The sequence below is a fragment of the Streptomyces fractus genome (assembly GCF_049844455.1).
Classification (GTDB): Bacteria; Actinomycetota; Actinomycetes; order Streptomycetales; family Streptomycetaceae; genus Streptomyces; species Streptomyces fractus.
Genome location: NZ_JBMYHI010000002.1, coordinates 6972853 through 6986911 on the forward strand (window position 1 = coordinate 6972853; position 14059 = coordinate 6986911).

The window sequence follows — 14059 nt, forward strand, 5'->3', positions numbered from 1 at the left end:
ATGAGCGGGTCCCGTGGCGGCGGAAAGCCGTTCGAGATCCCGCGCGAGTTCGAGGTCGACGCCCGCCCCCAGCAGCTGTGGGACGCCGTCACCAAGGGGTCCGGCGGCTGGCTGTGGCCCATGGAGTTCGAGCCCAAGGAGGGCGGCGAGGGCCCCTTCCGCTCCGTGCTCACCGTGTGGGACCCGCCGCGCCGGCTCACCGTCCGCTCCGACGACCCGACCGCCCTGCCGCCCGGTCAGCCGCTCAACCAGATCGACTGGGCCATCGAGCCCCGCGACGGCGGCAGCCGGTCCCGGGTCCGGTACGTCCACAGCGGCGTCTTCACCGAGAACTGGGGCGACCTCTACGACGGCGCCGACAAGCACACCGACTTCTACCTGCACACGCTGCGCCAGTACGTGACGTACTTCGCGGGCCGCCCGATCGCCTTCGCCACGCTCGACGGGCCCGGCGCCTCCGCGAACCGCGAGGCGCTCACCGCCGTCGGCCGCGCGCTCGGCCTGCCCGCCGACGCGAGGGACGGCGCGCGGGTCCGCGTCCAGGGCCCGGCCGGAGCGGCCCTGGACGCCGTGCTCGACTACCGCGACGCTTGTTTCGTGGGGCTGCGGACCGACGACGCCCTGTACCGCTTCTTCGGCCGCGGCCGCTGGGGCGCGCCCCTCGGTGTCAGCGTCCACGACTTCGCGGTGGACGCCGACGCCGGGCGGAACGAGGCGGAGTGGGCCGACTGGCTGGCGCGGGTCTTCGCGTGACGCGCCCGCCCCGTCAGGGACGGAAGCGCAGCACCTGCGGGTCGTGATCGCTGATCTGGTCGTGGAACTCGCTGTTGATGTGCACGCTGTCGTACGCGAACGCGTCCTTCGCCGCGATCGACGGGCTGATCAGGATCTGGTCGAGGACCTGGCTGTTGCCCTGGTAGTCATACGTATAACGCTCCTGTTTCGGCAGGGACTTGATCGCCGACCAGAGCGCGCCGTCGGCCTCCAGGCGCTGCGTCGTGCCGGAGAACTCGAAGTCGTTGATGTCGCCGAGCGTGATCACGTCCGCGTCCCGCTGCGCCTTCAGGATGTCCTTGACGAAGGTGTTCACCACCGTCGCCTGCGCGTGCCGCTGCGTCTCCGAGGAGCGCGCGGGCGGCTGGTACTGGGACGTCAGGCCCTGGTCGCCGCCCTTGGACGCGAAGTGGTTGGCGATCACGAAGACGGGCTTGCCGCGGAACGTGAACTGGCCGGCCAGTGGCTTGCGGCTGTTCGCCCATGCCGTGTTCGCCGGGTCGACGCGGCCCGGGGAGGCGGTGAGCGCCGCCTTGCCGTTCGCGCTGGTCACACCCACCGGCGTGGTGGCGTCGCCGCCCGCGCGGTCCGTGAAGGAGACCCGCTGCGGGTTGAAAAGGAAGACCTGGCGGATGTTGCTGCCCGGCTCGCCGCCGTCCTTGTTGTTCTCCGGGTCGATCGAACGCCAGTCGTAGCGGGGGCCGCCCGCGGCGACGATCGCGTCGATGAGCTTGCCCATCGTCGCGTCGGCGGCGACCGTTCCGTCGTTCTTGGCGCCGTTGTTGTCCTGGATCTCCTCCAGGGACACGATGTCGGGCGAGCGCAGGTGGTCGACGATCGCGGCGGCGTGCGCGTCGAAGGTGGCGTCGGACGGGTCGAGGTTCTCCACGTTGTACGTGGCCACGGCGAGCTCGCCCGGCTTCTGCGCGCGGGTCGTCTCGGGCTCGGGGCCGGACTGCTTCAGGCTCCCCAACTCCCGTGCCACCAGCGTGTATCCGCCGTACTGGTTGAAGTCGAGCGGGCCCTCGGTGGAGCCGGTCAGGACGTCGCCGACGTCGGCCACGGGGAAGTCGTCGACCGTCCCGAGCGACTGGATCTGGAGGCGGCCCCCGTTCTGGTCCTCGTACGAGGCGTAGCGGGTGCCGCCGCGCTTCGTGCGGTTCTCGTGCGGCTTCACCGTGACCCACAGCTCCGCGTACGCGTCGGACGCGGTGACGACCCGGGAGGAGCCGACGCGCACGTTCTGGCCCTCCAGGGACTCGTAGTAGTCGAGGGCGTACGCCCTCGGGCGCAGCGGCAGCTTGTTGATCGAACCGCCCGCCGCCGGGTCGCCCTGCGGCGCGTACGTGCTCGGGACCGACTTGTCGCTGATCGTGGTGACCGGCACCGGGTTGCCCGACGAGTTCACGGTCACGGTGGGCTTCGTCAGCTCGGTGAGCGACTGGTTGCCGGACGAGGCGCCGCCGGGCACGTACTCGGAGACCGTTCCGGAGACGGTGACGGCGTCTCCCGCCTTCACGGTGGGCGTGGAACTCGTGAAGACGAAGATGCCCTCGCTGGTGGCCGGGTCGGCGTCCGGCTTGGTGTCCTGGAACCAGAAGCCACGGGACGAGCCGTACGTTCTGACGCCCGTCACCACCCCCGTCACGCCCGTGACCTGCTGTCCGGCGAGCGGGGATATCCGGGTGGCGCCCTGGATGTCGTGGATGGCGACGCCGGCGGCGGTGGCCGCGCCGGCCGGGAGCGTGACGAGGGTGCCGGACACCGCGGCGCAGGCGACGGCGAGCGCGGCGAGGCGCGAGCGGGACAGGGCGGGCTTGCTCGGCATACGGGTTCCTCCGGGAACGTGCGGCCGGCGCGTGCCGGGACGTGGTGGCGGAGCAGGGCCTGGGACCACGGGGACGGCACGGCGCGCGCCGTGGGCTTCGTACGCCCCCGTGTACTTCTACGCGCGTCAATTTCCGTCCTGAGCCGGCGAGTTGTCAAGGTTCCACGGATGTCGGTGGCGTGAGGGGAACCTGACCGGTACATGAACCCGGCGGCGTGGGTGCAAATCCGTCTACGCTTGGCGGTCGCAACGTACGCCCTTGAGGAGAACCAGCCGATGTCAGACAGCTCCCCCTGCCGCCGGTGCGGCTGCCCGCCGAAGCGGAGCTGGCGCGGGACGCCCTTGCCACACCCCTTCTGTCCCGCGCGGTGCGGCTCGCCCGCTGGGCCGGTCCTGAGACCCGGGTCGGCGCGGGCGGTGAACTCGTCGAGGAGCAGTTGTCCGCCGCCGCGGCGGAGCTTGGGCTCACCGGCGCCGTCGACGAGGCTGACGGCGCCGCGTACGCGAGCGAGGCCTGGCGCGTCGCCGTCGACACGGGCCTCGTGGAGGTCGTCGACGAGGAGGAGGGCACCGTCGCGGTCGGTGAGGAGCTCGGTACGCTCAGCTCCGGAGGCCCCTCCGACGTGCTGTCGGTGTGGCTGGGCGCCCTCGACACCGTGCTCGCCGACGCCAGCGTGCCCGACCTGGACGACCTGGTCGGCGCCATGGAGGAGGGCGGCGAGATCGACTTCTCGCAGCTCGACTGGGACCCCGAGGCGGAGTTCGAGTTCCTGGAGGGCGTGCTCGGCAACCTGTATCTGCTGACCGTCAGCGAGGGCGGCGCCGGCGACGAGGCCGTGCCGCTGCCCGCGCTCGCCGCGTCGATGATCGTGCCCGACGACATGGGCGAGCCCACCGACGACGTGCTCGAGCAGGTCTCGGACGCGATGATGCGGCTCGACGACCAGTTCCGGCTGCTCGACCCGATCGGCCTCGTGGAGTTCCAGCCGGTCGACGAGGCGCTCATGGCCGACGCCGACGAGTCGGTCGCCGACCCTGTCGACGACGCCGACGTGTCCCGCTACGGGATGGTGCGGCTCACCCCCCTCGGCCTGTACGGGGTCCGGGCGCGGATGCTCGAAGCGGGCCTCGACGCCCCGGCCGTCGGCGACCTCGCCGACAAGGGCGCCGACGCGCTGCTCGACGGCACCGCCACGTTCCCGCAGGCCGCGGCGCAGGTCGAGATCGAGCAGTGGCTCGCGCGGCGCGAACCGCTGGCCGCGGCGCGGGAGTTGCTGGGTGCGGCGCGCGGCGCGGACGAGTGGGCGCCGCTGCGGCGGCTGCGCTGCCAGCAGGCGCTCTCGCTGGTCGGCGCGGAGGCCGAGCCGGCGCTTCGCGAGGTGCTCGACGACGCGGAGCTGGGTGGGCTGGCCCGGGTGTGGCTGGCCGAGCACGGGTTCTCGGACGTGCCCGCGCCGTCGCAGGACCTGGTGTTCTGGCTGACCGTCGACACGATCGCCGCGCAGCTCTCCCTGGAGGGCAACTCGGACGAGTTGCAGGCTCTCGTGGAGGGGCTTGCCGCGCAGCACAGTGGGTTCTTCTCGGCGGCTTGGCGGGTCGAACACCCCGCCACGGCCGACGTGTTGGAGGCGATGGGGCGGCTTCACCCGGACAAGAAGGTGGCCAAGGAGGCGCGCAAGGCGGCGTTCAAGGCGAGGTCCGCCGGCGGGAGTTGAGGTTTCGTGGCGCCGCGGTTGCGGTCGCGGGGCTCTGCCCCGGGCCCCGCTGCTCAATCGCCGCAGGGGCTTGAAATGCGCCCGGCCGCCGCTTGGACGCGGCGGCCGGGCGCTGTGCGCCTAGCAGAGATAGCGCGTCGTGTGCTTGAAGGACGAGGACGCGCCGTCGAAGCCGTACGTGCCCCTGAAGGACGGCGGGTTCTGGTACTCGCCGACCACCGTGATCGTGGAGGCGCACGAACCCTGGCCCGCCCGCTTCGCGTCCAGGCGGATGGTGTCACCGACGAAGCCGCCCGTGATGTCCCATGGGGCCCCGCAGATGCCCGACGTGATCTGGCCGCCGGTCACGACGAAGGGGTGTGTGTTCGGGTTTATCTTCGCGGTGATGGCGAAGGTGACCGAGCCGTTGTTCAGCTCCAGCTTGCAGTCGACCGTCAGCGCCTCCGCGGTCACCTCGCGCTGCGCGGCGAACGCCTCGTCGCGGGTCTTGACCTCAGCGCCCTGCGGATTGTGGAAGCGGTGTTCCGCGCGGGACTGGCCCTTGCCCTTGCGTGCCTGAGTGGTCATGACGTCACCTCCTATGCCAGCTGCTCGGAGATCTCGATACGCAGCAGGGTGCGTACGTTCTCGATGTGGTTCTCGACCGTGACCGTCGACGACCCCGCGAACAGCAGGCCGACCGCCACGTTGTCGTAGGACGTCACGAGCGAACCGGAGTCGCCGCCCGCGGACATGTTCGTGGTGAGGATCTGGTCCTTGAAGCGGGCCGTGCCCGCCGTGCCGTAGTTGACGTCGATCGTGGCGTCGACCGAGACGATCCGGCCGAAGGACACGTTCGTCGTGCGGCCCGTCTTCTTCACCAGGTCGCCGACCGCGACGTTCGCCTTGCGGCGCCAGGCGCGCGGCGCCCCGCTGAAGTACTGCTCGCGCGTGGCGTCCTGGAACTGGACCTCGGCGAGCGCGCAGTCGACCACGTTGTTCTGCCGCTCCAGCGGCGTCTGCGGGGCGAACTGGATGGTGATGAAGCGGGACAGCGTGGCGATGCGGTCCGCGGGGTCCGTGCCGCCGTCGAACCGGCCGGGCTGCACGATGGCGCTGCCCAGCTGGGCCCGGTTGGAGTCGGCGAGGACGTGGTTGTTGGAGAGGATGTAGAACTTCGCCGGGGTGCCGAGGCCGGGCCCCGGCGGGTCCACGGTGGCGCCCGGCAGGAAGTCGTAGACCACGCTGCCGAGGGTGCCCGCGGTGATGGCGACGTTGCCGACCGAGAACCCGGAGGGGCACGGTCGCATCCGGCGCACGAGCTGCTGCGGTTCGAAGGTCCCGAGCCCGCCGAGCTCCTCGAGCCGGGGCTGGGCGAGGCCGGAGAACTGCTGGGCGATACCGCCGTCGGGGTCGTACGTGACGTCCTCGGAGCGGGCTCCGGAGGGGCGGCTCTGTCGGCGCTGGGCGGAGATGTGGCCGACGGCCACGATGTCGGTCGGGGTCCCGTCATCCATCTGACGCGGGATCACATCCCGTTCAGGCAGCAGGGATTCGGGAACCTTCTGGGTCACGAAGACGAGGACGGCCTCCTCGCCCGTCGGCTCGCCGTTCGACCATTTCACGCCGTGGCCGAAGCCGACCACATTGGCAAGTGGCGCCTCGCGCCGCAGGAAATCGCTCGTCGCTTGCTGCCGGGAGCTGTCGCTGAGCTGCCCTCCGGCCGGTCCGCGCATCAATTCGGGCTGGCGCACGCCAGACCACCTCTATTCCCCTGACCTACCGCTGAAGTGCGGAGGGTCCCCTCACGCCTCGTCGTCCTGGGCGTGCACATCGCCGATCGCGAGCACACGCACCGGTACCCCGTCGAGCGCTTCGGGGATGACGTCCTCCGCACGGAGCCGGTCGCGGGGCACTTTGCGGGTCACGAAGACGACGATGACGTCCTCGCCCGAGTGCTCGTCCTTCCCGGTCCCGACTCCGGTGACATTGGCCAGCTTCATCAGCCGGCTCTCATGGAGGCCGCGTGCCTGACGTACGTCCATTCGGCTCGCTCCCCCTGAACTGTCTGCTGTCGTCTGTCTATTGCCGCACGGCAGTCCGGTCAAGGCGTTCTGCGTGAAATCTTGGCCTTGGGTGTGAGATGCGCCTGTTGACCTTCTTTACGAAGATTCCGCCAGGCGCGTCACGGTTCCAGGATCACGGGTCACGGGTCACACGTCACGTACGCAGGTACGAAGCGCCGTTCAGGTCGAGGACGGTGCCGGAGGACCACTGCGCGGCCGGCGAGGCGAGCCACAGGACGGCCTCGGCGATCTCCTCGGCCGACGCCACGCGGCCGAACGGGCTCTGCGCGCGCACCTCGTCGGTCAGCCGGTGCGCCACCCGCTCCGTCTCGATGAAGCCGGGCGCCACCGACGCAACCCCGATCCCGTGCGGCGCGAGGGCCACCGCGAGGGACTGGCCGAGCGCGTGCACGGCGGCCTTCGTCGCCCCGTACGCCGGGTGGTCGGGCTCGCCCTTGAACGCGCCGCGCGAGCCGATGTTGACGATGCGGCCGCCCGTGCCCTGCTCGATCATCCGGCGCGCGGCGAGGTGGCTGAGATTCGCCGTGCCGAGCAGATTCACGTTGACGTGGCTCTGCCACAGCCGGGTCCACTCCTCGTACGAGGTGGTGGCCGGCGGGTGCGGCAGGTTGACGGCCGCGTTGTTGACCAGGACGTCGAGGCCGCCGAGGCCCTCGGCCGCGCGTTCGGCGACGGATGCCGCGCCCGCCGGGTCGGAGATGTCGCCGCCGACGAGGACATGGCCGTCCCCCGCAAGGGAGTTGAGCGTGGCCCGCGCCTCGTCCTCCCGCGAACCGAAGTGCACGGCCACCCGGTCGCCGTTGGCCGCGAAGGCGCGGGCGAGCGCCCGGCCCAGGCCGCGCGAGGCCCCGGAGACGAGTACGCGGCGATCGGACGGTTGCAGGTTCACGGAAGTCATGTAAGCGGGCCCCTCGGCGTCGGACGGTGTTCAACCGCCGTTTATACGCGAGCGAGAACGTATGCCCGAAAACAGGGCCCGTTCACTCTCATCGATCATTACGGGAGACAGCCAGCATGTCGCTCACTCGCAGGGACTTCACCAGACGATCCGCGGTCACCGGCGCCGGCATCGCACTCGCCGGGTCCGTCGGCTCCCTGGCCACCGCGCCGAACGCCCTCGCCGCCACCGACGACGCCTCCGTCGATGTCCTCAAGGGCAAGGACAAGGGCGTCGGCTACGGCCCGCTGATCGACGACCCCGACGGCCTCCTCTCGCTGCCCGAGGGCTTCTCGTACAAGGTCATCACGTACTCCGGGAAGACCAAGCTGGAGTCCGGCGAGTTCACGCCCTCCAACCACGACGGCACCGCCACCTTCGCGGGCCCGCGCGGCGCCACGCTGCTCGTCAACAACCACGAGCTGGCGGGCGCCCGCGCCGACTGGCCGCACCCGGTGCCGCTGACCGACGGCCTCGTCTACGACCCGATGGCGGCCGGCGGCTGCACGGTCGTCGAGGTGCGCCGCGGCGGCGAGGTCGCCGAGTGGGTCGGCATCGCCGGCACCGCCACCAACTGCGCGGGCGGCCACACCCCGTGGAACACCTGGCTGACCTGTGAGGAGACCGAGGACAAGGCCGGGTCGAAGGGCTTCACGAAGGACCACGGCTACGTCTTCGAGGTCGACCCGGCCGACCGGCGCGCCAACAAGTCCCCGAAGCCGATCAAGGCGTTCGGCCGCTACGCCCACGAGGCCGTCGTCATCGACCCCAAGCGCGGCCACGCCTACCTCACCGAGGACGCCTCGGGCCCCAACGGCCTGCTGTACCGCTGGGTTCCGCCGAAGGGCTTCGAGCACGGCCGCGGCAAGCTCCGCACCCTCGCCGACGACGCCGGTGTGCTCCAGGCATTCAAGTGCTTCGACTCGGGCGGCCGCTTCGTCGACGACCTGTCGCGCGCCACGAAGCTCGGCACGACGTACGGCGTCGACTGGGTCGACGTACCCGACCGCGACGCCAAGTCCGTCTCCACGCGCAAGCAGTTCAAGGACGGCGAGATCACCCGCGCCCGCAAGCTGGAGGGCATGTGGTGGGGTGACGGCGGCGCCTACGTCGTCGCGTCGTTCGCCCGCGAGGAGAGCCCCGTCGCGCACGACGGGCAGGTCTGGTTCTACGACCCCAAGCGCCGCACCCTCACCCTGAAGGTGCTGCTCGGCGTGAACCCCGACCCGTCGAAGGACGGCGCCTTCGACGGCCCGGACAACATCACCGTCTCCCCGTACGGCGGTCTGGTCATCGCCGAGGACGGCGAGGGCATCCAGCACCTGTTCGGGGCGACCGAGCGCGGCCGTACGTACCCGATCGCGCGCAACGAGCTCAACATCGGCACCGCCGACGAGCCGGAGTACAGCGAGTTCACGGGCGTGACCTTCTCGCCCGACGGCTCGACCCTCTACGCGAACATCCAGACGCCCGGCATCATGCTGGCGATCAAGGGCCCCTGGAAGCGCCAGCGCTGAGGGTTCAGCCCAGGGGGTCCACCGGCGGCGCCTCGCGCTCCGAGGCGATCCGGTGGACCCGCCCCCGCACCGCGTACCAGCCGATCGTCAGACACACCGCGATCGGGACGAGCATCAGCACCGTCTTGCGGCCCGCGCCGTCCTTGTCGAACCACATCATCACGATCACGGCGAGCAGGAACGCGATCGTCGTCAGCTCGATCCACGGCGAGGCCCACAGGCGGAACGCGGGCCGGTGCACGACGCCCTCCTTCGCGCGCCGCACGAACACCAGGTGACAGAGCATGATCATGCACCAGGTGGAGATGACGCCGAGCGAGGAGACGTTCGTGACGATGGCGAACGCGTCGTCCGGCAGCCACGCGTTGAGCGCGACCCCGAACAGCGCCACCGTCGCCGTCAGCATGATCCCGCCGTACGGGACGTGGCTGCCGCTCATCCGGGCCGTGAACGAGGGGGCGGAGCCCGCCATCGACATGGAGCGCAGGATGCGTCCCGTGGTGTAGAGCCCGGAGTTGAGCGAGGACATGGCCGCGGTCAGCACGACGAGGTTCATGATGCCGCCGGCCGAGGGCACCCCGATCTTCGACAGGACCGTCACGAACGGGCTCTCGCCCGCCGAGTACGCCGTCCAGGGCAGCAGCAGCGTCAGCATCACGACCGAGCCGACGTAGAAGATGCCGACACGCCACATGATCGAGTTCACGGCCTTCGGCACGACCTTCTCCGGCTCCGCGGTCTCGCCGGCCGTCACGCCGACCATCTCGACCGCCGCGTACGCGAAGACCACGGTCTGCGTGATGAGGACGACGGGCAGCACGCCCAGCGGGAAGAGTCCGCCGTTGTCGCTGATCAGTGAGACGCCGGGGTCGTGGGTCCCGTCCACCGGCTTCCCCGTCACGAGGAAGAAGATCCCGATCAGCAGGAAAAGGACCAGAGCCGCGACCTTCACGATGGCGAACCAGAACTCCATCTCACCGAAGCTCTTCACGGAGATGAGGTTGATGGTCAGCACGATCGCGAGGGCGACCGCGGCGAGGACCCACTGCGGGATGGTCGTGAACATCGACCAGTAGTGCACGTACAGGGCGACGGCGGTGATGTCGGCCATGCCGGCCGAGGACCAGTTCAGTACGTACATCCAGCCGGCCACGAAGGCGCCCCGCTCGCCGAGGAACTCGCGCGCGTAGCTCACGAAGGAGCCGGAGGACGGCCGGTGCACGACCAGTTCGCCCAGCGCGCGCACCACGAAGAAGGCGAACACGCCGCAGATCGCGTAGGCGAACGCGAGGGCGGGCCCCGCCTTGGCGAGGTTGCCGCCCGCACCGAGGAAGAGGCCCGTGCCGATCGCTCCACCGATCGCGATCATGCTGATGTGACGGGGCTGGAGGCTCTTGCTGTATCCGAGGTCGCCGGCGTCGGTGACCCCCTCGGCGGTGATCGGGTCGTCCAGGTGGGGGTCTTCACCCGCCGGTCCGGTTTGGTGGCCTTTGTGCATGTTCACGACGGGCACTCTCGCAAATTAAGCGCCCGAGGTCGCAGCTACGCGCCGCAGGCGTGCTGGGGCGAGAAAAGTCCACGGCGAAAGTCCCGGGTAAGGGAACGGTAAAGCGGGGTCGATCGTTACCCCAGGCATGACCGCAATGACTCCCGGCTCGAACATCCCGCTCACCGTGCAGCGCGTGGCGGTTGACGTCACGGCGCCCGTGCGGCTCGACGTATCGGGCCTGCTGCTCACCGCCGACGGCAAGGTGCGCTCGGACGACGACTTCATCTTCTACAACCAGCCCTCCGGGCCCGGCGTGACGTACACGTCGGGCGGCGGCACCTCACCGGACTCCATCACGGTGGACACGGCCGCCGTCCCGCCGGGCATCGAGAAGATCGTCGTCACCGCGAGCCCCGACGCCGAGGGCCAGTCGTTCCAGGGCATCGAGCCGACGGCCACGATCCGCGGCGCGGACGACGGCTCGGTTCTCGCCACGTTCACGCCGCCGCAGCTCGGCGCGGAGACGGCGCTGGTGGTCATCGAGGTGTACCTGAGGAACGGCGCGTGGAAGGCACGCGCGGTGGGCCAGGGGTATGCGAACGGCCTTGCGGGTATCGCCACGGACTTCGGCGTGTCGGTGGAGGAGCCGGCGGCCCCTGCCGCGGCCCCGACCCCGACTCCTGCCCCGGCCCCTGCGGCCGCCCCGCAGGCTCCGCCCGCCCCGCCGGCCGCGATGCCCGCGCCGACGACGCCGCCGGTCGACCCGCGGATGGCCCCGCCCCCGCCGGCCGCCGCGCCTGCCGCCGCCGCGCCGGCCCCGGCCCCCGGCGCCGGGAAGATCAACCTCGACAAGGGCCGCGTCTCCCTCCAGAAGAACCAGACGGTGTCCCTGGTCAAGGGCGGCAAGCCGCTGCTCTCCCAGGTCAAGATGGGCCTCGGCTGGGAGCCCGCCTACCGGGGCAAGGACATCGACCTGGACGCCTCCGTCGTCGCGTACGGGCCGCAGCGCAACCACGTCGACAGCTGCTACTTCGGCAAGCTCTCGATCGCGGGCGGCGCGATCAAGCACTCCGGTGACAACCTCACGGGCGAGGGCGGCGGTGACGACGAGGTGATCGTCGTGGACCTGGGCCGCATCCCCCAGGAGATCACGGGCCTGGTCTTCACGGTGAACTCGTTCACCGGCCAGAAGTTCACCGAGGTCGCCAAGGCGTACTGCCGCCTCGTCGACGCGGCGACGGACGAGGAGCTGGTCCGCTTCGACCTCACGAACGCCGAGGCGCAGACGGGCGTGATGATGGCGAAGCTCATCAGGCAGTTCTCCGGCGAGTGGGAGATGACGGCGATCGGCGAGTTCGTGAAGTCGCGGACGGTGCGCGGGATGGTGAAGCCCGCGGCGAAGGCGCTGTAGCGGCGGGACTGTTGTGAACGCCAACCGTTCACCCGTATGGCGGCACTCGGCGTATCCGGCCCGGTCCGGCCCGGCGGCCCTCCATGGGGCCGCAAAGGCCCTCCCACCAGGCGTTACGGCTACGCCCAGTGAAGCTCCTTGTTGCGAACTCCCCGGGTCCGACGCGCGATGGATCTGAGGCACATGGCCCACGTGGCGGTCACCAGCCGCCTCCATGTCCCGAAGGGAGTGATCACGCATGACGCAGGGCGAGATCAGCAACCCGGATGCCCTGGTGGGGCTCACCGCCTATGACCGCACCGGGGAAAAGATCGGCAGCGTCGAGCGGGTCTACCTCGATGACCGGACCGGCAACGCCGACTGGGTCACGGTCAAGACGGGCCTCTTCGGCATGAAGGAGACCTTCGTGCCGCTGAGGGGTGCCACGCACGACAGCGACCGGCTCAACGTGCGGTACACGAAGGAAGCGGTCAAGGACGCCCCCCGGGTCGACGCCGACCAGCACCTCGACGAGTCCGAGAAGAACGAGCTCTACACGCACTACGGCATGACACGCCCCTCGGCGGGCGCCGCCGGCACGCAGCCCCAGAGGCCGGGCCAGACCGACACGGGCCGGATGGGCACGGCAGGTACGGCGGGCACTGCGGGTACGGCGGGTGCCGCGGGCGCGGTCGGCGCCATGGGTGCCGGAGCCGGTGCGCGGTCGGACGCCGGTCGGCACGCGGGTGCCGCCGCACGCGAGCCGGCCATGCGCGCCGGGGCCGGCGCCGATGGCGACGGCAAGGCCGACGAGATGATCCGCTCCGAGGAGCGCCTGCGGGTGGGCGTCGAGGAGCAGGAGGTCGGCCACGCGCACCTGCGCAAGACGGTGGAGACGGAGAACGTCACCACGTCGGTGCCCGTGTCCCATGAAGAGGTCCGCGTCGTGCGCGAACCGATCCGCGAGGGCGACGGCAGCAGGAAGGCCACGATCAGTGAGGCGGAGACCGAGGTGACGCTGCACGCGGAGCGTCCGGTCGTCCGCAAGGAGACCGTTCCGGTCGAGCGTGTCCGGCTGGAGACAGAGAAGGTCACGGAGACGAAGGAGGTCTCCGACACCGTCCGCAAGGAGAAGATCGAGTTCGACAGCCCGAAGGACGACGGCATGCCCGGCGAGGGCCGGACGGGCCGTGGCGGTCCGCGGCACTGACCGCGGTACGACACCGACCGCAGCAGGCAGAGTGCGGGCCCGGCCGAGAGGGCGGGCCCGCACTCCTGTGTCTCAAGGCTGTCTCAGGGCTGCCTCAGGGCACCACGACGATCTTCCGGCCGACGCCCGACGCGAACTGGTCGAGCGCCTGCGGGTAGTTGTCGAGCGGAAGGCGGTCGCTGATGAAGACGGACGGGTCCAGGACGCCGCCCGCGAAGAGCTCCGCCGCGCGTTCGTAGCTGTGCAGGACCGCCATCGAGCCGGTGATGGTGATCTCCTGGTTGTAGATGCGGTACGGGTCGATCGTCACGCGCGTCGCGTAGTCCGCGACGCCGAACTGGAGGAACGTGCCCGCCTTGGCGACGCGGCCGAGGCCGTCCTGGATCGCCGCCCCGTTCCCGGTCGCGTCGATGACGACGTCCCAGCCCGTGGGCCGGTCCAGCTCGTCCGGGTTGGCCGCGGAGGACGAGACGCCGAGGCGCTGGGCCGTCGCCAGCCGGTCCGCGTTGAGGTCCACCACGTCGACGCTCGCCGCACCCGTCCGCTTGGCCAGCTCCAGCATCATCAGGCCCATCGTGCCGGAGCCGTAGATCAGCACGTGCGAGCCGAGCCGTGACTGGAGGACGTCGTAGCCGCGCACCGCGCAGGACAGCGGTTCGATGAGGGCCGCGTCCTGGGTCTGTACGTGGTCGGGGAGCGGGACGCAGTTGGCGACCGGCGCGACGGCGTACTGCGCGGCCCCGCCCGCTGTCGACACCCCGATCGCCGCCCACCGCTCGCACAGGTTGCCCCGCCCGGCCCGGCAGTAGCGGCATTCGTGGCAGTGCAGGGAGGGGTCCACCGCAACCCGGTCGCCGACCCGCAACTCCGTGACGTCGCGCCCCACTTCGGCGATCGTGCCCGCGAACTCGTGTCCCGGCACCACGGGCAGCGTAGGGGCGAACTCGCCTTGCAGGATGTGCAGATCGGTGCCGCAGAGCCCGCAGGCCGCGACCTCGACGATCACGTCGCGGGGGCCCGGTGTCGGGTCCGGCACCTCGCCGACGACGACCTTGCCCACCGATTCGACGATCGCGGCCTTCATGTGCAACCTCCAAGACACGTACGGATGTTGAAAGATCCCCCGTTCGGTC

General features: G+C 70.7%; 11 protein-coding genes and 1 pseudogene. 5 read left to right on the top strand and 7 right to left on the bottom strand.

The window, feature by feature from the left end:
• Nucleotides 1–753, top strand: a complete 753-nt coding sequence (locus tag ACP4E5_RS33555) for an SRPBCC family protein (protein WP_425835318.1) — start codon at nucleotides 1–3, stop codon at nucleotides 751–753.
• 13 nt (nucleotides 754–766) lie between these two features.
• Here the strand turns inward: ACP4E5_RS33555 and ACP4E5_RS33560 are convergent, their stop codons facing one another.
• Complete coding sequence (locus ACP4E5_RS33560) at nucleotides 767–2602, bottom strand: endonuclease/exonuclease/phosphatase family protein (protein WP_425835320.1); 1836 nt, start codon at nucleotides 2600–2602, stop codon at nucleotides 767–769.
• Between the two features lie 276 nt (nucleotides 2603–2878).
• Here ACP4E5_RS33560 and ACP4E5_RS33565 point away from each other — a divergent pair.
• Nucleotides 2879–4317, top strand: a pseudogene (locus tag ACP4E5_RS33565) (hypothetical protein).
• A 120-nt stretch (nucleotides 4318–4437) separates the two neighbouring features.
• Here the strand turns inward: ACP4E5_RS33565 and ACP4E5_RS33570 are convergent.
• The 4 genes from ACP4E5_RS33570 to ACP4E5_RS33585 all read right to left on the bottom strand — a co-directional run bounded on the left by ACP4E5_RS33570 (nucleotide 4438) and on the right by ACP4E5_RS33585 (nucleotide 7281).
• On the bottom strand, nucleotides 4438–4884 hold the full coding sequence (locus tag ACP4E5_RS33570) for a hypothetical protein (protein WP_425835322.1): 447 nt from the start codon (nucleotides 4882–4884) through the stop codon (nucleotides 4438–4440).
• An 11-nt stretch (nucleotides 4885–4895) separates the two neighbouring features.
• Nucleotides 4896–6050 (bottom strand): chymotrypsin family serine protease, encoded by a 1155-nt coding sequence (locus ACP4E5_RS33575; protein WP_425835324.1) that lies wholly within the window; start codon nucleotides 6048–6050, stop codon nucleotides 4896–4898.
• A gap of 51 nt (nucleotides 6051–6101) precedes the next feature.
• Nucleotides 6102–6341: a hypothetical protein gene (locus ACP4E5_RS33580; RefSeq protein ID WP_425835326.1), complete on the bottom strand. Its 240-nt coding sequence runs from the start codon at nucleotides 6339–6341 to the stop codon at nucleotides 6102–6104.
• A gap of 175 nt (nucleotides 6342–6516) precedes the next feature.
• Entirely contained in the window at nucleotides 6517–7281 is a 765-nt protein-coding gene (locus ACP4E5_RS33585) for an SDR family NAD(P)-dependent oxidoreductase (protein ID WP_425835328.1), read from the bottom strand.
• A gap of 116 nt (nucleotides 7282–7397) precedes the next feature.
• Between ACP4E5_RS33585 and ACP4E5_RS33590 the strand changes: the two genes are divergently transcribed.
• Nucleotides 7398–8837, top strand: a complete 1440-nt coding sequence (locus ACP4E5_RS33590) for an alkaline phosphatase PhoX (RefSeq protein ID WP_425835330.1) — start codon at nucleotides 7398–7400, stop codon at nucleotides 8835–8837.
• 4 nt (nucleotides 8838–8841) lie between these two features.
• On the opposite strand, the gene ACP4E5_RS33595 is transcribed toward ACP4E5_RS33590, so the two are convergent.
• Complete coding sequence (locus ACP4E5_RS33595; RefSeq protein WP_425841849.1) at nucleotides 8842–10335, bottom strand: amino acid permease; 1494 nt, start codon at nucleotides 10333–10335, stop codon at nucleotides 8842–8844.
• A gap of 145 nt (nucleotides 10336–10480) precedes the next feature.
• Here ACP4E5_RS33595 and ACP4E5_RS33600 point away from each other — a divergent pair, with 145 nt between their 5' ends.
• Entirely contained in the window at nucleotides 10481–11737 is a 1257-nt protein-coding gene (locus tag ACP4E5_RS33600; protein ID WP_425841852.1) for a TerD family protein, read from the top strand.
• A 238-nt stretch (nucleotides 11738–11975) separates the two neighbouring features.
• Nucleotides 11976–12926: a PRC and DUF2382 domain-containing protein gene (locus ACP4E5_RS33605; RefSeq protein ID WP_425835332.1), complete on the top strand. Its 951-nt coding sequence runs from the start codon at nucleotides 11976–11978 to the stop codon at nucleotides 12924–12926.
• A 94-nt stretch (nucleotides 12927–13020) separates the two neighbouring features.
• On the opposite strand, the gene ACP4E5_RS33610 is transcribed toward ACP4E5_RS33605, so the two are convergent.
• Nucleotides 13021–14010, bottom strand: a complete 990-nt coding sequence (locus ACP4E5_RS33610; RefSeq protein WP_425835334.1) for a zinc-dependent alcohol dehydrogenase family protein — start codon at nucleotides 14008–14010, stop codon at nucleotides 13021–13023.
• Nucleotides 14011–14059: the final 49 nt, after the last annotated feature.

Coding starts and splice junctions, on each gene's coding strand:
- ACP4E5_RS33595 (WP_425841849.1), bottom strand. CDS start 10,335: ATGCACAAAGGCCACCAAACCGGACCGGCGGGTGAAGACCCCCACCTG.
- ACP4E5_RS33580 (WP_425835326.1), bottom strand. CDS start 6,341: ATGGACGTACGTCAGGCACGCGGCCTCCATGAGAGCCGGCTGATGAAG.
- ACP4E5_RS33610 (WP_425835334.1), bottom strand. CDS start 14,010: ATGAAGGCCGCGATCGTCGAATCGGTGGGCAAGGTCGTCGTCGGCGAG.
- ACP4E5_RS33590 (WP_425835330.1), top strand. CDS start 7,398: ATGTCGCTCACTCGCAGGGACTTCACCAGACGATCCGCGGTCACCGGC.
- ACP4E5_RS33570 (WP_425835322.1), bottom strand. CDS start 4,884: ATGACCACTCAGGCACGCAAGGGCAAGGGCCAGTCCCGCGCGGAACAC.
- ACP4E5_RS33600 (WP_425841852.1), top strand. CDS start 10,481: ATGACTCCCGGCTCGAACATCCCGCTCACCGTGCAGCGCGTGGCGGTT.
- ACP4E5_RS33560 (WP_425835320.1), bottom strand. CDS start 2,602: ATGCCGAGCAAGCCCGCCCTGTCCCGCTCGCGCCTCGCCGCGCTCGCC.
- ACP4E5_RS33605 (WP_425835332.1), top strand. CDS start 11,976: ATGACGCAGGGCGAGATCAGCAACCCGGATGCCCTGGTGGGGCTCACC.
- ACP4E5_RS33555 (WP_425835318.1), top strand. CDS start 1: ATGAGCGGGTCCCGTGGCGGCGGAAAGCCGTTCGAGATCCCGCGCGAG.
- ACP4E5_RS33585 (WP_425835328.1), bottom strand. CDS start 7,281: ATGACTTCCGTGAACCTGCAACCGTCCGATCGCCGCGTACTCGTCTCC.